At 68.5% G+C, this 17077-nt stretch carries 12 protein-coding genes; 3 read left to right on the forward strand and 9 right to left on the reverse strand.

Annotation, left to right across the window (positions count from 1 at the left end; genetic code table 11):
- Window positions 1–165: 165 nt before the first annotated feature.
- Together GXW83_RS23650 and GXW83_RS23655 are read left to right on the forward strand one after the other, a co-directional pair.
- A complete protein-coding gene (locus GXW83_RS23650) occupies window positions 166–1659 on the forward strand; it encodes an APC family permease (protein WP_182445061.1) in 1494 nt (497 codons plus the stop codon).
- Window positions 1659–3260 (forward strand): serine hydrolase, encoded by a 1602-nt coding sequence (locus GXW83_RS23655; RefSeq protein ID WP_182445062.1) that lies wholly within the window; start codon window positions 1659–1661, stop codon window positions 3258–3260. The genes GXW83_RS23650 and GXW83_RS23655 overlap by 1 nt, the downstream gene beginning before the upstream one ends.
- A gap of 10 nt (window positions 3261–3270) precedes the next feature.
- Here the strand turns inward: GXW83_RS23655 and GXW83_RS23660 are convergent, their stop codons facing one another.
- On the reverse strand, window positions 3271–4887 hold the full coding sequence (locus GXW83_RS23660; RefSeq protein ID WP_182445063.1) for a helix-turn-helix domain-containing protein: 1617 nt from the start codon (window positions 4885–4887) through the stop codon (window positions 3271–3273).
- Between the two features lie 138 nt (window positions 4888–5025).
- On the opposite strand from GXW83_RS23660, the gene lysA reads away from it, so the two are divergent.
- Window positions 5026–6318, forward strand: coding sequence for a diaminopimelate decarboxylase (lysA, locus tag GXW83_RS23665; protein ID WP_182445064.1), 1293 nt, complete (start codon window positions 5026–5028; stop codon window positions 6316–6318).
- A gap of 333 nt (window positions 6319–6651) precedes the next feature.
- On the opposite strand, the gene GXW83_RS23670 is transcribed toward lysA, so the two are convergent.
- From GXW83_RS23670 to GXW83_RS23705, 8 genes are all read right to left on the reverse strand, one after another.
- Window positions 6652–8469 (reverse strand): VCBS repeat-containing protein, encoded by a 1818-nt coding sequence (locus tag GXW83_RS23670; RefSeq protein ID WP_182445065.1) that lies wholly within the window; start codon window positions 8467–8469, stop codon window positions 6652–6654.
- A gap of 281 nt (window positions 8470–8750) precedes the next feature.
- Complete coding sequence (locus tag GXW83_RS35410; RefSeq protein WP_370466891.1) at window positions 8751–8972, reverse strand: phosphotransferase; 222 nt, start codon at window positions 8970–8972, stop codon at window positions 8751–8753.
- A 290-nt stretch (window positions 8973–9262) separates the two neighbouring features.
- The gene (locus GXW83_RS23680) at window positions 9263–12901 is read right to left on the reverse strand and encodes a KR domain-containing protein (RefSeq protein WP_225447209.1); all 3639 of its coding nucleotides are present in this window, start codon (window positions 12899–12901) and stop codon (window positions 9263–9265) included.
- Between the two features lie 68 nt (window positions 12902–12969).
- Window positions 12970–13833 carry an SDR family oxidoreductase gene (locus tag GXW83_RS23685; RefSeq protein WP_182445068.1) on the reverse strand — a complete coding sequence of 288 codons (864 nt, stop codon included), beginning with the start codon at window positions 13831–13833 and terminating at the stop codon, window positions 12970–12972.
- 33 nt (window positions 13834–13866) lie between these two features.
- On the reverse strand, window positions 13867–14853 hold the full coding sequence (locus GXW83_RS23690) for an acyltransferase domain-containing protein (RefSeq protein WP_370466757.1): 987 nt from the start codon (window positions 14851–14853) through the stop codon (window positions 13867–13869).
- Entirely contained in the window at window positions 14847–16094 is a 1248-nt protein-coding gene (locus GXW83_RS23695; protein ID WP_182445070.1) for a beta-ketoacyl synthase N-terminal-like domain-containing protein, read from the reverse strand. The genes GXW83_RS23690 and GXW83_RS23695 overlap by 7 nt, the downstream gene beginning before the upstream one ends.
- Window positions 16075–16320: an acyl carrier protein gene (locus tag GXW83_RS23700; protein WP_182445071.1), complete on the reverse strand. Its 246-nt coding sequence runs from the start codon at window positions 16318–16320 to the stop codon at window positions 16075–16077. Before GXW83_RS23700 ends, GXW83_RS23695 begins: the two co-directional genes overlap by 20 nt.
- Window positions 16321–16324: 4 nt before the next feature.
- Window positions 16325–17077, reverse strand: a complete 753-nt coding sequence (locus GXW83_RS23705) for a polyketide synthase (RefSeq protein WP_182445072.1) — start codon at window positions 17075–17077, stop codon at window positions 16325–16327.

The following is a 17077-nucleotide window of genomic DNA, read 5'->3' on the forward strand; positions in this document are numbered from 1 at the left end:
CACGCCGCTCGGCACTGCAAGCGGCCTCTGGAGCCGGGTGGATCAGCTCGGCGTTGGTGGCAGCGACAATCGACGGGTCGCGGCTTTGGCGCGCACGACGAGGACGGTCCCGGTGACGCCCCGTACGTTGTGCCGACCAGGCGCGAACGGAGAGTGGAGCTCAGGATGACCGAACTGATCCCGTCGGAAATCACGCGGTCGTCGCCCGGGGTGGGCAGGCGCACGCTCGGTGTGCTGCCCCTGGTCGGAATCTTCTTCTTCACGGTGTCCGGAGGCCCCTTCGGGCTCGAAGCCTCGCTCTCCAGTGCCGGTCCGGGCATGACCCTGCTCATGATCGTCCTGGTGCCGGTGGTCTTCGGCGTGCCGAACGCGCTGGTGGCAGCGGAGTTGAGTGCCGCCATACCGGTCGACGGCGGCTACTACTACTGGGTGAAGATCGCGCTCGGCAGAGGTGCGGCCTTCGTGTTCGGGGCCTGGAACTCGATCGGGTCGGTGCTGAACCTCGCCCTCTACCCGATCATGCTGGTCGACTACCTGGCCACCTGGGTTCCGGACATCGCCCGCGGGAAGGGGCTGGTGATCGTGGACCTGTTCCATGGCGGTTTCGTCGTGGACCTGCACTGGATCGTCACCGTCGCCCTCATCGTGCCGATGGCGTACCTGAACTACCGCGGCTCCAAGGCGGTGAGCGAGTACTCGGTCGGGATGATGCTGCTGATCCTCGCACCGTTCGCGGTGCTGACGGTCCTCGGCATCTGGCATGCGGTCGGCAACGGGATCAACGTGCTCTCGCCCTTCATGGTGCCGGGGCAGAGCGTCCACGAGTCGGTGGCCGGCGCGCTCAGCGTGATCGTGTGGCTGTACCTCGGCTTTGACGGCCCGAGCACCGTGCTGGGCGAGATCGCCGACGCGCACCGGACCTACACCCGGGCGCTGCTCGTCTCGGTTCCGCTGATCATCACCGCCTACCTGCTGCCCACCATGGCTGCCATCGGCAGCGGGCTGCACCGGGGTTCGCCCGCCGACTGGGTCGACGGCGACTTCGTCGTGGTCGGCGACATCCTGGGCGGAATCTGGCTGAAGGTGCTGATCTCCCTGGGATCGGCGCTCTCCCTGGTGGGGCTGTTCATGGCGATCCTGTTGACGACCACCCGGGTTCCACGGGCGCTCGCCGCGGACGCGTACCTGCCGCGCTGGGTGGCCCGGGACAGCAGACGGTTCCGCACGCCGGTGGGTGCGCTGCTGGCGAGCACCAGCGTCGTCATCGTGCTCTCCGCCGTCGACTTCAGCTCGATCCTGCAGGCCACGGTACTGCTCAGCCTGGCCTCGATCCTGCTGGAATTCGCGGCCTTCCTGGTCCTGCGCTGGAGGTATCCGCAGATGCTCCGGCCGTTTCGGGTTCCCGGCGGCTGGCCCGGCGCGGTCCTGGTCGTCATGCTGCCCACAGCGATGATCGTGTACATGGCGTGGAGTACGGCGGTCGACGACGCCGCGATGTTCGGCACGAGTCTCGCGGTGGCGCTGCTGGCCGTGCTGCTGTACCCGTTGTGCCGACGGTTCGTCAAAGGCGACCGGCCGGATGCGGAGATCGACTCCTCCCAGGTCGAGCTGGGTCCGGACCGGTTCGCGGGATTCGGTGCGCGGAAGGCGGGCGTCTGATGGATGTGCAACGGGATGTGCACGAGGTGCTCTCCGGGCTTGCGGAGCGGTTGCGGTCCCGGTGGCCGGTGCCGGGGATCGCGATCAGCGTCGTCGACGGGGGCGGCGAGTCCGCGTTCGTCACGGCGGGATTCTCGAACGCGGAGTCCGGAACGCCGGTCTCCCGTGGCACGCGGTTCGAGATCGGTTCCATCAGCAAGACCTTCACCGCCTTCCTGCTCGGCATCCTCGCGGACGAGGGGAAGGTGGACCTCGACGCGGCGGTCGCCGACCACCTGCCCTGGTTCGCCCCGAACGGCGGCTCCCGCGCGATCACCGTCCGGCACCTCCTTCAGCACACCTCCGGCCTGGTGGCCGGGGCCGACGCGCTGCCCGACGCCGCCGCACGCGGCTACGCGCTGCGCGACGCGAGGACCTGGGCCGAACCGGGTGAGCTGTTCCACTACTCCAACGAGGGCTACAACCTGCTGGGGTTGATCATCGAGCAGGTGACGGGGGAACCGCTGGCGGACGCCATGGCCGGACGGCTGCTGCGGCCCCTGGGCATGCGCGACTCGGCGGCGCGGATCACTCACGAGGACATCGCCGACGGGGACATCGACAGACTCGCCACCGGGTACCGGTTCCTGCGCGACGACCGGCCGCCGCTGCCGTCCGCCCCGCTCGCGCCGGCCGGCTTCTTCGAGTACTCGGCGGCCGATGGGAACGTGCTGGCGACCGCGTCCGACCTGGGCCTGTTCGCCCGCATGCTGCTGGGCCGGGGCACCCTGGACGGCACCAGGATCATCGGGCCGGAGCGCTTCCGGGAGATCATCACGGTGCCTGCCGAAGCCGCCGGTTCCGGCTACGCGCTCGGCGTGGACGTGGAAGTGGTCGACGGCCGCACCTGGCTGACGCACGCCGGCGGGATGGTCGGATACCGCTCGTACCTCGCCGTCGACACCGACGGCGGGCACGGCGTCGCCGTGCTGACCAACGCACCCGGCGAGTGTCAGATCATCGACCGCTTCGCCCGCCATGTGCTCGCCGTCGTCCAGGGAGCACCGGCCGACCCGGCGCTGTTCGACCCGGAGCGGATCCCCGACGCCCGGCGCTACGTCGGGGTCCACGGAACGGCGCCGCGCCGGATCCGCGTCGAGGCCACGGGGGACGGCCGTCTCTCGCTCACCTCGGGCGGGGTGACCGGCAGGCTGTACGACGCTGGGGACGGACGGCTGGTGTGCGATCACCCAGGTTGGTCCGCCTACCACCACCGCCTGGACGGACGCTGGCTCCACGGACCCGAGTCACTGGGCCCCGGCCCCTGCGCGCCGACCGCTCCCCCGCATGCACTCGCAGGTCACTACCGCAGCTACACCCCCTGGTATCCCAGCTTCAGCATCGTGCAGCGGGCGGGACGACTGCACATGATCGCCGCGACCGGCGTGGAAGCGCCCTGCGACGAACCGGAACTCGTCCCGCTCGACGACGGGACGTTCCGCATCGGAGCCGACCCCCGGCTGCCGGAGCGCCTGACGCCCGGCCCCGCCCTGGACGGCGCGGTGCTCTGGGTCGACCTGGACGGGTGCCGCTACACGCGCTCGTTCCGGGATCAGCCGTAGCTTTCCGCGATCAGCCGTAGCTCTGGGCAGCGCCCGTCCGCAGCTCGCGCACCCGGAGCTGAAGGTGCGCCAGCAGCATGGCGTCGGCGTCGGCGAAGTCCAGCCCGGAGACCTCGCGGATACGGCGCAGCCGGTAGCGCATGGTGTTGGGGTGGATGTGCAGGACCTCCGCCGCGGCGTCGGTGGCTCCCGCGGCGGCGAGATAGGCGGCCAGGGTCGCCGCCAGCGGACCGTCCTGGCCCTCCTCCTGGCGCAGCCGGTGCAGCGCGCCGCCGGCGTCCGGCAGGCCGAGCGCCTCGGTCGCGTCGGCGAGGTGCAGCAGCAGCACCGCCAGCGCCATGTCCTCCACGGTGCGCACGGCCGGTCCGCAGACGGCGGGGTGCCTCAGCGCCCGCAGCGCGGCGTCCGCCTGCGCCCGAACGTCGGCGATCCGGCCCATCGATCCGGCCGGGCCGCCGACGGCGACCACGTAGTCACCGGCCAGCGGGGTCCGCGCGAGGAAGTCGCGGGCCAGGGCGACGGCCGACTCCAGGGCCGTGGCGTGTCCCGGAGGCCAGGCGGCCAGAACGTACACCGCTCCGGTGCCCGCCACCAGGGCTGAGCGGGGGTGCACGGCCGCCAGGAAGTACTCCAGCGTGTCGGCGAAGCGGCGCAGCCCGGCGGCGTCCAGCGCGTCCGAGCCTGTGCTTCCGACCAGCCGCGGGGCCGCCGCCAGGACGCAGACCGGGCCGGAGCCCAGCTGCAGCCGGCTCGCCTCCACCGGGTCGGCCGCCCCGCCGAGTACGGCGGCGGCCAGCTCGCCGCGCTGGCGGCGGGCGTAGCTGGTCTCGGTGCGCAGGCCGACCAGTTGCAGCGCGACCACGGGCGCGAATTCGCGCAGCCGGGCTGTGGCCGCTTCGTCGAGCGGCCCGGTGACGGCGGCCCAGATGTACCCCAGGACGTCGGAACCGGCCCGGACCGCGATCGCCACCCTTGCCAGCTGATCCGCCCCGGTCGCCTCCATGTACACCGGCTCGGTGCTGGCGTGGAGCCGCTCGAACTCCTGACGCTCGCGCTGTTCGGCGAGCGTCCGCTGGTGCACGGCCCGCCCCAGGATGGTCTCGATCCGCTCGGAGTCGGTACGGTCCTGCCCCGCCGACCAGGCGACCAGCGCGGAGAAACGGTCCTCGATGGTGACCGGGGCGCCGACGGCCTCGTAGACCGCGTTCGCCAGGGCGAACAGCTCCGCGCCGCTGCCGGCCGAGCGCACGCGGGTCCTCGCGTGCTCGAGCAGCTGCTCACGGACGGTCGTCGCCACGTGCATCCAGGACGCGTCCCGGTTGACCTCGATGATCGCCGGCCTGTCGTCGGCCGACGGCGGTACCGGGGCCTTCACCGCCAGCACCTCCGCGCCGGCCTGCCGCATGGCCGCGGTCAGCTCGCGCAGTTCGGCCTCCGTGGTCACGCCGACCCCCAGCACCACGCACCCGGGTCCGAGCTGTGCCGGCGCTCCCGGGGCGTGGATGACGATGTCGGTGAGCGGCCCGCCGTTGCGGGTCCCCTCCTGGACCAGGCGCAGCAGCGCCGGGCCGATGTTGTCCACGAGCTGACGGACGGGCAGGTGGCCCCGGGCGCCGGACTCCCGCATGGTGCACTCCCGACTCGAAGGACTGTTGTGGGCGTCAAGTGTGGGAGAGCGGTATTGACGATGTCAACGATGATCCGGAGTGATCGTAGCGGGAGCATGGCGGGAGAGCGGGACGGACGAGTGGCACAAGGAGCGCGGATGGCAACGACGCAGACGCAGGCAGGCCGGGAACTGGAACTGCTGGGGCTGTTTCCGCCCGGGACCACCCGGGACGCGGACGGCGGACTGGTGATCGGCGGCGTACCGGCGGCCGAACTCGCCGAGTCCTACGGCACTCCCGCGCTGATCCTGCACGAGGCGTCGGTCCGCGCCCGCGCCCGCCGGTACGCCGACGGTCTGGCCGCGCGTTGGCCGAACTCCCGCGCCGTCTTCGCCTCCAAGGCCTTCCCCTGCACCGCCGTCATCCGGCTGCTCGCGGAGGAGGGCCTCGGTATCGACGTGGCCGGCGGCGGCGAGCTGGCCCTCGCCCTCGCCGCAGGCGCGGACCCGGCCGGCCTGGTCGTCCACGGCAATGCCAAGACCGAGGAGGAGTTGCGCCTCGCCGTCGAGGCCGGCGCCGGGACGGTCGTCGTCGACAACTTCGACGACATCGACCGGCTGGAGAAGATCCTCGCCGGTACCGCGGCGGAGCAGGGAGTGCTGGTCCGGGTCACCCCCGGCATCCGCCCCGACACCCACGAGGCCGTGTCCACCGGCCAGAACGGCTCCAAGTTCGGTCTGCCCCTGCCACAGGCCCGGGCGGCGATCGCGCGGCTGCGCGGCAGCGACCGGCTGCGGCTGGACGGCATCCACGTGCACGTCGGATCGCAGATCGTGGACCTCGCACCCTTCGCGCAGGCCGTCGAGGCGGTCGCCGAACTCGGCGAGTTCGCCGTCTACGACCTGGGTGGCGGCCTCGGCTCCCGCTACACCTACGCCGACCGACCACCGACGGTGGAGGCGTACCTCGACGCCGTCACCGACGCCGCCCGACGCCTGCTGCCCGCCGACGCCCGCATCCTCATCGAGCCGGGCCGCTCGATGGTCGCCGAGTCCGGCGTCTCGCTGTACCGGGTCGTCTCCGTCAAGCGCGGCGGAGGCCACACCTTCGTCGCCGTCGACGGCGGCATGGGCGACAACCTCGAAGTCTCCCTGTACCAGCAGCGCTTCGAGGCAGCCGTCGCCGACCGCCCGACCGGCGGGGGCGAGCTGTGCCGCCTGGTGGGCCGGCACTGCGAGTCCGGCGACACCCTCAGCGCCGGCGTCCCGCTGGCGGACCCGCGCGTCGGGGACCTGATCGCCGTGCCGGTCACCGGCGCCTACACCTATGCGCTGAGCAACAACTACAACGGCGCCCGCCGCCCGCCGGTGGTCTTCGTCCGCGACGGCGCCCACCGCCCCGTGGTGCGCCGCGAGACCTACGCCGACCTGATGCGCCGGGACCTGCCGTAGCGGCGCAGCCGGCGCCGCCATGGCAGGTGCGGCCATGTGCAGGTGGCGCGGTCGACGGCGGTGAGTGCAGGGATGAATGAGCCCAGGCCTCCTGGCCATGCGTCAACTCCCCTATGTCGTCAGCAGCAGCTGAACGGCTCCGAGAGCGCCGGACGGCGGAACCCATCTCCTCTTCGCAGCCCGCCGAGTCCCACTCCACTGACGTCTTCGCCCTGATACGCCTGTGGCCGATGAGCGAGAAGGGCAAAGACGTAGAGATCCTGGTCCTACGCCACCCACTCACCGTCCTGCAAGGGCAGGTCGGCCCGGCTTGCCCGCGGTCGCGCGGTCAGGTCAGATCAGGGCAGTGATCCAGTTCCAGTTCCCAGGAGCCTTGAACGCGTTGCCGAAGGGGTGGGCGGGGTTTCCGGTACCGGGGTAGAGCCAGAGGTTGCCGTGGCCGTCGCGGGCGAGCAGGTCGGGCCTGCCGTCGCCGGTCAGATCGCCCGACCCGATCAGGGCGGTGGCCCAGTTCCAGTTCCCAGGGACCTTGAACGCGTTGCCGAAGGGGTGGGCGGGGTTTCCGGTACCGGGGTAGAGCCAGAGGTTGCCGTGGCGGTCACGGGCGAGCAGGTCGGGCCTGCCGTCGCCGGTCAGATCGCCCGGCCCGATCAGGGCGGTGGCCCAGTTCCAGTTCCCAGGCAGCTTGACGGCCTTGCCCAGGGCGTGCGGGCCGGGCAGGCCGACCACGGGGTAGAGCCAGAGGTTGCCGTGGCTGTCACGGGCGAGCAGGTCGCCCCTGCCGTCGCCGGTCAGTGAGGCACTGCCGACCAGGGCCGTGACCCAGCGCCAGTTGCCGCTCTCGATGTACCAGGCGTACAGGTTGTGGGGGGACTCGTTACTCACCGGTTCGACCAGTTCGCCGGTGGCCCGGTTGATGGCGAAGACCATGGTCCCGGGCTGCTGGTCCGGAATGTCGGACGGCCCGACCGCGGTGAACATGCCGAAGGTCGACAGCAGAGAACCGTGTGCGGTCATCGGGGCGAACGGGTGGGTGGCGTTGCCCGTTCCGGGCATCAGCCAGGTGTTGCCCTTGCTGTCCATCACGTAGAGGTCGGCCTTGCCGTCCCCGGTGAAATCGTGCGGCGGAATGGTGGGGGTCACCCGCAGCGCCTGGTCGGAGGTGGCAAGCACGGTGCCGTCAGCGGCGTAGGTGGTGAAGGTCCCGTCCACCGTCCCGCGGTGCAGCAGGGTGTAACCGGCTGAGGCCGTGAACGTGACGGAGTCGTTCGACTGGTTCGGCTGGATGGTGAAGGACGGTACGGAAAGCGTGAGCGAGCCGTCCGCGTTCACCACCCAGGGGTCAGCCTGCCAGGGAGTGCTGGGAGAGCCGGATGCCGTGTAATGCGACCGCAGCTGCACCAGCTTGGCGAATTCGGCGGCGGTGTACCCGGCTGAGGTCAGCGACCGCGCGCCGATCGTGTAGGTCAACCGCGCGGCAGGGAAAGCGGTGGTGGTCGTGTTTTGGTACGCGATGTAGCACTCGGAGACGGGGTAGCCGCTGTCCGACGGGATGCTCTCCGGTGCACTGTCCGACCAGGTTGCCCAGCTCCCGCTGGGGGTGAGGCAGCCATCGTTCGCAACCGGCTGCACCTCGAACACCTGGAGGTGGGTCTGCAGACCACCCCCACCCTGCGCCAGTACTGTGCCGGTCGCGGCGTCCACCAGCTGCGCCGACACTTCGAACCCCAGCGCCATCGGGCCGGCGACGCTGAGCTGCAGGGTCGTGGTACCGGCGGCCACCGGTCCGGAATCGGCGGAACCAAGCTCGACGGCCTCCGAACCCGCCAACGGACCGGGGCCCACCGCGAGCGGGTTCCCCTGCGCGTCGGCGACCGCCAGGTCCACCCGCCCCGGCTCCCAGCTGTAGCCGTTGTCGAAGACCACCCGGACGAAGGCGTCGGTGGGCGGCGGTGAAGCGACGGTGACCTGCACGTCGACCGGTGTCCCGCCCTGGCTGACCCCCGCGCCGTTGCCGTTGCCCGGAGTGGTGACCGTGATCGCCGGACCGGTCGCGGCGGCGGCCGCCCCCGGCACAACGACCAGCCCCAGCGTCGGTACAAGGCTCAGCACGACCGCGGTACCTATGGCTCTGCGCGTGCGCGCGTGCATGACGACCCCCCGTTTGCCGCTCTCCGGCAGCTCTGACGATTGCCCGGCAAGCCGCCGACCAGCCACCATGGTTGCTCATCACCGTGCGCGAAGGAAATCTGGGCCCAGCGCAGGACCACGGCCACGTGCTGCGGCAGCTCAACCGAGCACCAGACGGCCAGTCCAGCAACGATGAGGAACCTCGCCATTGTCCCTGGACCCGGCTCACGGACTCGCTGCGGTTCCGAGCGGTGCGCTGGCGCCTGCGATCCAGGCGGTCATGGCCGCGGTGCGTTCTTGGATCACCTGCTCCGGTTGATTGTTGAGGACTGTGAAGGCGATCTGCTGTATGCCTGCGGTGAGGTCGTGAACCCTGGCGCGGTGGAACGTGTCCGCTCCACGGCGGCGGCGACCTTGTCCCATCCGTGCCAGGCCAGGGCTGCCGCGTCGACGGCCGGGTCATGCGGCTGGGCCAGGTCCCAGTCCAGGACGCCGAGCAAGCGACCGTTCGGCCCAGCAGTCACCGCCGGCGTATTCGTGCGGTCGGGCCTGCAGATCCGCAACGGCGGTACGGTCGCCCACTGTCAGGACGTCCGTCAACGGAACCGGAACAGCGAACGGTAGCCCCAGGGCGGCAAGTTCATGCAGCAGCCTGGTCCGGCGAGGCAGCAGGGCGCTTGCGGAAGCGGTCCGAGCGATTCGTACGACGGATGTCCCGGGCAGCAGGACGACATCGTGCGAACCCCTCGTGCGAACCCAGCCGCAGAAGCTGCTCTCCTCAGGCCACTGCGCCCCGGTCGGCCACGTACCGAAATCACCTCACCGTGTCAGGCTTTGTGAATGCGGCATGAAGCAGACGATTGAGCTTCTGGTCGAGACTGCGGGTGAGCGATGGATAGGCGTGCTTTCCCGGGTGCCTGTGCTCGATCACCCTGCGAAAGTCCCGGCCGAAGACCGGAGCAGCAGCCTGGAACACATCTGCTTCTCTCTCGCCCAGCGTCTGAAGCACGGGAACATCGATGAGCCGGGTCTTCTCGAATATCCCGGCCCGCTCATGGGCGGGTGACCGCCATCCGGACATTGCGATGAAGAATTTTACGTCACCCAGCCCCACATCATGCCTCAGAGCCTGGCAGTGGAGAGCCGCAGAGGCGATCGCAGCACCTTCGCCGAATCCGGCGACACCGACGAACGGTCCATGATCCTCTGCAATCGACCCGAGGTACGGAAGGACCGAGTGCAAGGGCCCCTGGGAATCAGCGATCTCCGCACCGACGGGAACACCGTGGTGTTCGTTCCACAGATCCGAAAAACCCGCTCTCCACTCCCGATAGACACCCGCGACGTCGTAGAGCCCCTCCTCGGCCAAGGAGTCCAGGCCGTGGATTTCGAGCTGCTCCGCACCGGCAAGTGCCGGCATCGCGTAGGGCGCATCGGGGATGACAAACTCAAGATCTTCGCGCCTGGTCCAACCAGCCCTTTTCAGCATGGCCCGTGAAAGGCGACCGTCGGTCCCCCGGTCCGCCAGGAACAGCACCCTGTGTCGTCGCGGCACAAAGATGCTCATCGAGCCGAAGTCGTCGCGCTTGACACGTCGCTCAACGGGAGACGCGGGATCCCGTCGGTGAAGCAGCGACACGGTCGGGGACATCACACTCCAAAGCCCCTCCCCTTCATCCGCCGATCCGCCCATCAACGCGGAGTACGCCCGCCACTCCGCTTCCCTCTCTTTTTGAAAGCGGTCGAACGGGCAGAGCTCGGCGGTTCGCGTAGCGACATTTTTCTTCGCCCGCTCGATGAAGTCCCACAACTCCACGAGCAACCGCTCGGAGGACGACCTCTCCGAATTTTCGACAGCAATTCTGCCGAACAACGCCTCCAGCTCGGCGGGGTTGTCCCGAAAATGTAGATACGCTTCGGCGAAGGCCTGCAGGAAGAAAACGTAACTTGAGCAGAGCAGGGATTTTGCCTTTTTCGGGATCTGTGCGCCGTCATTGTAGGTGAAAAGATTGGGGTCCCCGTCGACCCAGAACCCTTCGACGCGGCTGCCCTCGCCGAAAATATTCGAAACGACGCTCCGGTCGGTGTGCGATCCCAGGCATTTGACCAGCACATCGGCACTCACCTCCGTTCCGCTCTCGGTGAGGACCGAACGGGCCGAAACAGAGGAAATTTCGCTCTCTATGACGGTGACCTTCCCGAGCGCCTGCGCCAGGAAATAGACGTCCGAGGCCGCCGGAACCGTCGACTGGTCCAGCACGAAACTTCCGTCTACTTCCTGGGAGAGCGAGGGGAGGGACTCTATGTCTATACCGCAAAGGTCATAGAACGGACGCATGATGTCGACGACATCGTTGAGCGGCGTCGCTCCCTCGGTTGAGTTGATCACCCAGTTGCAGAGGGTGGACACGACCAGGTTTCGGCGCCGACAAATGATCGTCACGTGTCGCGCACTGTTCTCCAGGGCGGTTCGCATGTTCTCCAAGGCGAAGGCACCGTGTCCGACGATCACTACCGATGCGTCCTTGAACTTTTCCGGCGGCGTGTCATCGGCAACCCCCAGCCCGACATGCCCCGCAAAGAGGTGCTCGTCACGAAATCGATGCTGCACGGGCCGGTGGAGCCCGCCCGTCAGTGCCGCGACACCCGAGACCCGGACCGACTTGGCAACGCCTCCCTGAAGGTATACGGCCTCGTATTCCCGCTCCCCGACCTTCCTGACGGAAACCACTTCACAGTTGAAGCGGATCGGCTCCTTCAGATCGGACGACACGGCGTGCGACTGCTGCAGGACCTCGTCCCTGCCCGGGAACACAGCTCGCCAACGATGGTCGCCATGCACTACGGGCGACGCACTGTCGAAACTGTATGCCGGGGAATCAATCTGCACTCGGGAATCCGCGTTGGCGAGTGAGCTCCACACGCCGCCGACGCGGTCCCGCTTCTCCAGGACCAGTGCTGGAACACTGAGCTTCTCAAGTCGTCGAGCGAAGCCGATACCGCCCAGGCCCGCCCCTATGACCAGGACCGGCAGACGCGGAGACGCGGGCAACTGCGAAGCAGCGGGCATCTGCGACACCGGCTGCTGCCGGCTGGAGGCGCCCTCGACCGATCGATTCCGCACCTGCTCGAGGACATCCGGTAGCGGTAACGGCGAACTGCTCGCCCGCCGGGTGGTGAAGCGTGAAACGAAACGGTTGCCCGGCGACAGCGTGTCCCAGTCCACGGAGGAAACACAGACTGCTCCCCGCTCGGGCCCGGCGAGCAACCTGTTCAGGGCCGTGGTTCCCAGATCGTGGTCGATCGCCCCGAACCCCGAGGTCCTCGCCCGTTCGACCGCGTTGCGACCCACCGCAATGCCGGCATCGGACCACGCGCCCCACTGGATCGAGAGCACGGGCTCACCCCGCAGCGACCACGAGTCGGCCCACGCGTCCAACGTCGCGTTCGCCGCGGCAGAGCTCGCCTGACCGGGGGCCCCGAAGATCGAAGCGGCCGAGGAGAACACCACCAGAAAGTCCGGCGGAGCGAAGACCTCCCGAAGATTCGTCGCGCCGCCGACCTTGACGCCATAGGCCTGCTTCAGCTCCGGCTCCGACTGACGTGCCTCACCGTCGGCCGGGACACCCTCAGCATGAACCACCCCGGCCACCGTCGGCATACCGGCCTGCGCCATGGCGTCCTTGGTCCGACGAACACTCCGCAGATCACTCACATCACACGTCAGACACTCGACCCGAGCAGATCGACGCAACTCCGCGACCTTGGACGGCACATCGGATCCCGCACGCGTCGACCGGGACAGCAGCACCACGTGCCGCGCTCCCCGATCCACCAGGAACTCCGCCGCTACCAGACCCGGAGCACCCAATCCGCCGCTCACTACATACGTCGCATCCGGAAGAGCGGTGAAGTCCTCGTCGCCGAGGACCTGTCGTCGCAGTCTCGGCACCTTGAGTACGCCGGTTGCGGTGAACCGGTAGTCCTCCTTCAGACGGTCGCTCCGACTCAGAGTCAACGCTCGTGAAAGCTGCTCCCTCGAGGCCTCGATGCAGTGAACCGCCCGGTCGGACCGCTCCGACCGGGCAGTCCGGCCGAGCCCCCACAGCCCCGCGTCGTCGACCGCACCCGGCACCGGCAGGAAGACGACCCTGCTCGGGGACGAGAGTGCTCCCTCCGGACAGGCCTGCAGAACTCGAAGCCCCAACAACACATCAGCCTCTCGCCCGTCGCTCAGAACCGCGAGGCATCCCCAGGCACGCTCAGCGAGCACATCGCCGAGCGAGTCCGAGGCGCGGACGACGCGGCTGACCCACCCGTCCGGCAGATCGACACCGACCTCCGAACCGGCCAGCAGGAGATGCGGACCCGGCAACGAAACCCCTGAGGACCCCTCCGCCTCAACCCATACCGTCGAGTAGAAACAGTCAGAATAAGACGCCCCACTGATCATGCCGACACTCCCTGTTCGCATACCTGTTGGCGGAGGTTTCCGGGATCGCTCTGCGGTGTCCTCCGGGATCAGCCGCCGGAAGCCTCGCTCTTCCCGAGATCCCGGAATTTCTTGGTCGCAATGTTCAGGCAGAGGGACGGCGACAACCTGAAGAGCCACCAGAACAGCTTCCAAAAGGCGGGGACCACGATGATTCCCTTGTTCCGGGCGACCGCGTCGAGCGACTTCTTGACGAATTCCTCCGGTGAGATCGGTTTCTGCTCCTCCCACATGTCCCGTGTCATCTCACTGGTCACACCCTCGACGCTGCGGCCGTACATGCCCCCCTCGATCAGCGGGGTCCGGATGACCCCCGGGCACAGCACGCTCACGCGTACTCCGAGTTGGGCCGCCTCGATGCGCAGATTGTGCGAGAGCCCGACCACGGCGTGCTTGGTGGTGACATACGAGGTCGTCCCCGCGCTCGGGACCAGGCCTGCCAGAGAGGCGGTGTTCACGATGTGGCCGAAACCCTGGTCGATCATGAGGTTGTAGACGGACTGAACGCCGTTGACGCAACCGATGACGTTGACGTCGACCATGCGCCGCCAGTCCTCGATGCGATAGTGCCGGGCGCCCGCACCCATGCCGTGGCTGATGCCGGCGTTGTTGAACAGGTAGTCCAGACGTCCGGTCCGCGCGACGGTGTCCTTGACGAGCTGTTCGAACTTCGTGTAGTCGGTGACGTCCAGCCAGGCCGCGGTCGCCTTCCCGCCGGCCGCCCGAAGAGCGGCGGCCGCCTCTTCGGCCTGCTCTATCTGCAGGTCGGCCAGTACGACCTCACAACCTCGGGCGACGAGTTCCTCGGCCAGCGCACGACCGATTCCGGACGCCGCGCCCGTGATGATCGCGGTGGCGTCCCGATAGATCCTGATGGCACTCGGTGTCGACATGAACGGATGTCCCTCCTGGATTCCGGCTTGTCCTCAGCCACGTAGCGAGGCTGTCTGCGCCTGGAACTCGCGGAGTGAGTCCAGGTCCTGTCCGAAACGATTGACGGTGTGCACCTGCGTGGAGCCGCTGCCCGACGGCAGGATGTACTTCACGAACGTGGCGAGTGTCGCGCTCGGCCCGAGGTCGACGAAGGTCGCGTCGCCGACGGCGCTCAGCTTCTCGATGGTCTGCGCGAAATCCACCGGACTCCTCATGGCGTCCCAGATGCCGTCGGCCGTCACGGCGACGACCCGGTCCGTCGACGCGGACGAGACGATCGGGATTCGCGGCGGGGCGAAGCTCGCGGCGCCGAGGATGCCGCGCACCTGTTCCTCGACAGGGTCGATGAGTTCGGTATGCACGCCGTAGTTGACCGGGAGCCGCTGGCACACGACGCCCTCGCGGGCCAGGGAGTGCTCGAGCCGCGCCACCGCCTCGACCCGACCGCTGACCACGAAGTTGCCGCCGAAATTGCGCCCCGTCACCCAGCAGTCGGAGAACAACCCGGCATGGCTGCGCAGGAGTTCCGCGGAACCGAGGACGGCCAGCATCCCCGACAGCGGGGTCCGCTCCGCCAGCGCCCGCGCGAACTCCACGGCGAAGGAGATCCCGAACTCCAGCGGGACCACCTCCGCGACCACGGCCGCGGTGATCTCCCCCAGGCTGTATCCCACCAGGACGTCGGGCCGGTAGCCCATTTCCTGTACCACCCGGGTGAGGCTGTACTCCACACACAGCAGCGCCGCGTTGGAGTCCGCCAGCGAGTCGAACGGATCGCTCTTGGTGCGGTCCGGGTCGAAGATCGTATCCAGCACCGATTTGCCGAGAACGGGGAAGGCGACGTCGTCGCAGTGCTCCAGCCACAGCCGGTAACGCGGGTGCCGCTCGTAGAGTTCGCGGGTCATGTGGAAGTACTGGGAGCCCTGGCCCGAGTACATGAACACGGTCGGTCTCGTCATAGCCTCTGCTTTCGTCACCATTTTTCGAGGCAGATCGCCGAGCTGATCCCGCCGAAGCCCATGCTCAGGCTGACCGCCGTACGGAACGCGTAGTCCTCCGCCTTCTCACGCACCCAGGGGAACGTCCCGTCCAGCGGGTCGACCAGGTTGCGGGTGGGGTGCAGCTTCTGCTCCCTCATCTGCAGGAGCGTGGCCACGATCTCCACTGCCCCCGCCGCGGCGAGCCCGTGGCCGGTGATCGACTTGGTCGCGTTGATCCGGGCGTGGGTGAGCCCGCAGCGCGCGAGCGCCTGCAGTTCGACCGCGTCCCCGGTGGGCGATCCGGTGCCGTGCGGGTTGACGTAGTCGACGGCGGACGCGGACAGGCCGGCCTCCCGCAGCGCGGCCTCGACGACGGCCACCTCCCCCTCCAGTGAGGGATGGGGGTTGCGGGTACCGTCCATCGCCGTGCCACCGCCGCGGAAGCGCGCATACGGCGTCGGATGCCTGCGCCCGTCCGCCCGCTCGACGACCACCGCGGCGCATGCCTCGCCGAAGATGAAACCGTCATGGTTCCGGTCGAAGGGACGACAGGCCGCGGCCGGGTCGTCGGCCCAGCGGTGCGAGCCCATGGCGCCCATGGCCTGGAACGCCAGACATTCCCAGTACGACAGGTCCATGAGCGCGCCCAGGGCGACGCAGACGTCGACCTGGCCGGACTGCACCGCCCGCACGGCTTGGAGCACCGCAAGCAGGCCGCTGGCCGAGGCCCCGCCGAGCGTGTGGGCGAACCCCCGGATCGGGAACTGCTCGGTGCAGAACCCGCACAGGTCCGAATCCATGAAGCCCATGCCGTACGTCGGACGCACGAACTCGGGGCCGTCTGCGTAGCGGGCGTGCAGCAGCGTCAACTCGCGCTGCTGGACGTTGGATCCACCGATCACCAGGCCGATCCGGGACGGATCGGCATCATCCAGCCCGGCCTCGTGCCATGCCTCGTCCAATGTGGCCAGGGCCGCTCTGGCCGAGAGCGACGCGGTGCGCACGGTGCGTGCGGCGATGCTCCCGGGCACAGCCGGCTCGCCCATCTCGGCGCCCAGGAAGACCGTGGTTCCGCCGTCGGGGCGGGCCGGTGGGCGTCGGCCCGGACGCTGCAGGAACCCGAAGGCATGGCGACCGTCGAGGAGCGCTGCGATGAAGTCGTCTTTGCCCTGTCCTACCGCGGTGGTGACACCCAGGCCCGTGACGACGACATCGCGGGCGTCAGAGTGCGGACTTGCCATGGATGAGATCCGCCAGTTCGCCGATGTTCTTCGCATCCGCCAGCTCGACCAGGGGTATGCGTACGGACAGCGACTCCAGGGTCATCATGATGATCTCCGCCCGGTCGATGGAGTTGGCTCCCAGGCCGCGCAGCGAATCAGAGGGGTCAAAACGGTGGTCGTCGAGTTCGGGTATCACCTCGCGGATGTGCTCCACGATCAGATCGAAGACGTGTTGGTCCGGCATGCGGTCAGCCTCCTGTGTAGTGGGACGTGATGAGGGCCCGGACCTCGGGCTGGTGGAAGGTCTTCTCGTGCATGGCCACCTCGCGCGCGATGTAGTGCGGGAGTTCGGCGCGGAGTTCGGCCACGAGATGACTCTTGAGCGTGACCAGGGAGATCCTGGGTTTCTCGGCGAGGGTCTCGGCCAGTTCGACGGCGTGGCGCAGAACCTCGGCGCGCGGCAGGACCGGGAAGGGCACCCCTCGTTCCTTCAGCTCGTGGCCGTAGTAGGTCTTCGCCGAGAGCAACATCTCCCCGGCCAGGCTGAAGCCGAGCTTCCTGGGCAGGACCAGGGTCGCCCCCATACCGGGAGTGAACCCGTACTTCATGAAGTTCGTGGTGTAGATGCTCTCCTGACTGAGGATCACGAAGTCGGCGAACATGCCCATGGCGAAGCCACCGCCGATGCCGTGGCCCTGCATCGCGGCGATGACGGGAACGGGGCAGTCCAACGCCAGGCCGTAGATGTCGGCATCGGTGAAACTGATACGCCGCTCCTGGATCAGCAGCAGGCTTTCCTGGGTTCCGCCACTGGCGAAGTAGTTGCCGTAGCCGGTGAGAACGACCGCCTTGCACCGGTCGTTCGCCCCGACCCGCGCGAAGGCGTCCTGCAGGCCGGTGATGAGCTGATCGGAGAAGGTGTTCTTGTGGACCTGGTCCTGCATCGTGATCTGGACGATGGAAGAGGTGATCTCCCGGTATTCCACGGGTGGGCTCTGCAT

Source organism: Streptacidiphilus sp. PB12-B1b (genome assembly GCF_014084125.1).
In the GTDB taxonomy this organism is placed as follows: domain Bacteria; phylum Actinomycetota; class Actinomycetes; order Streptomycetales; family Streptomycetaceae; genus Streptacidiphilus.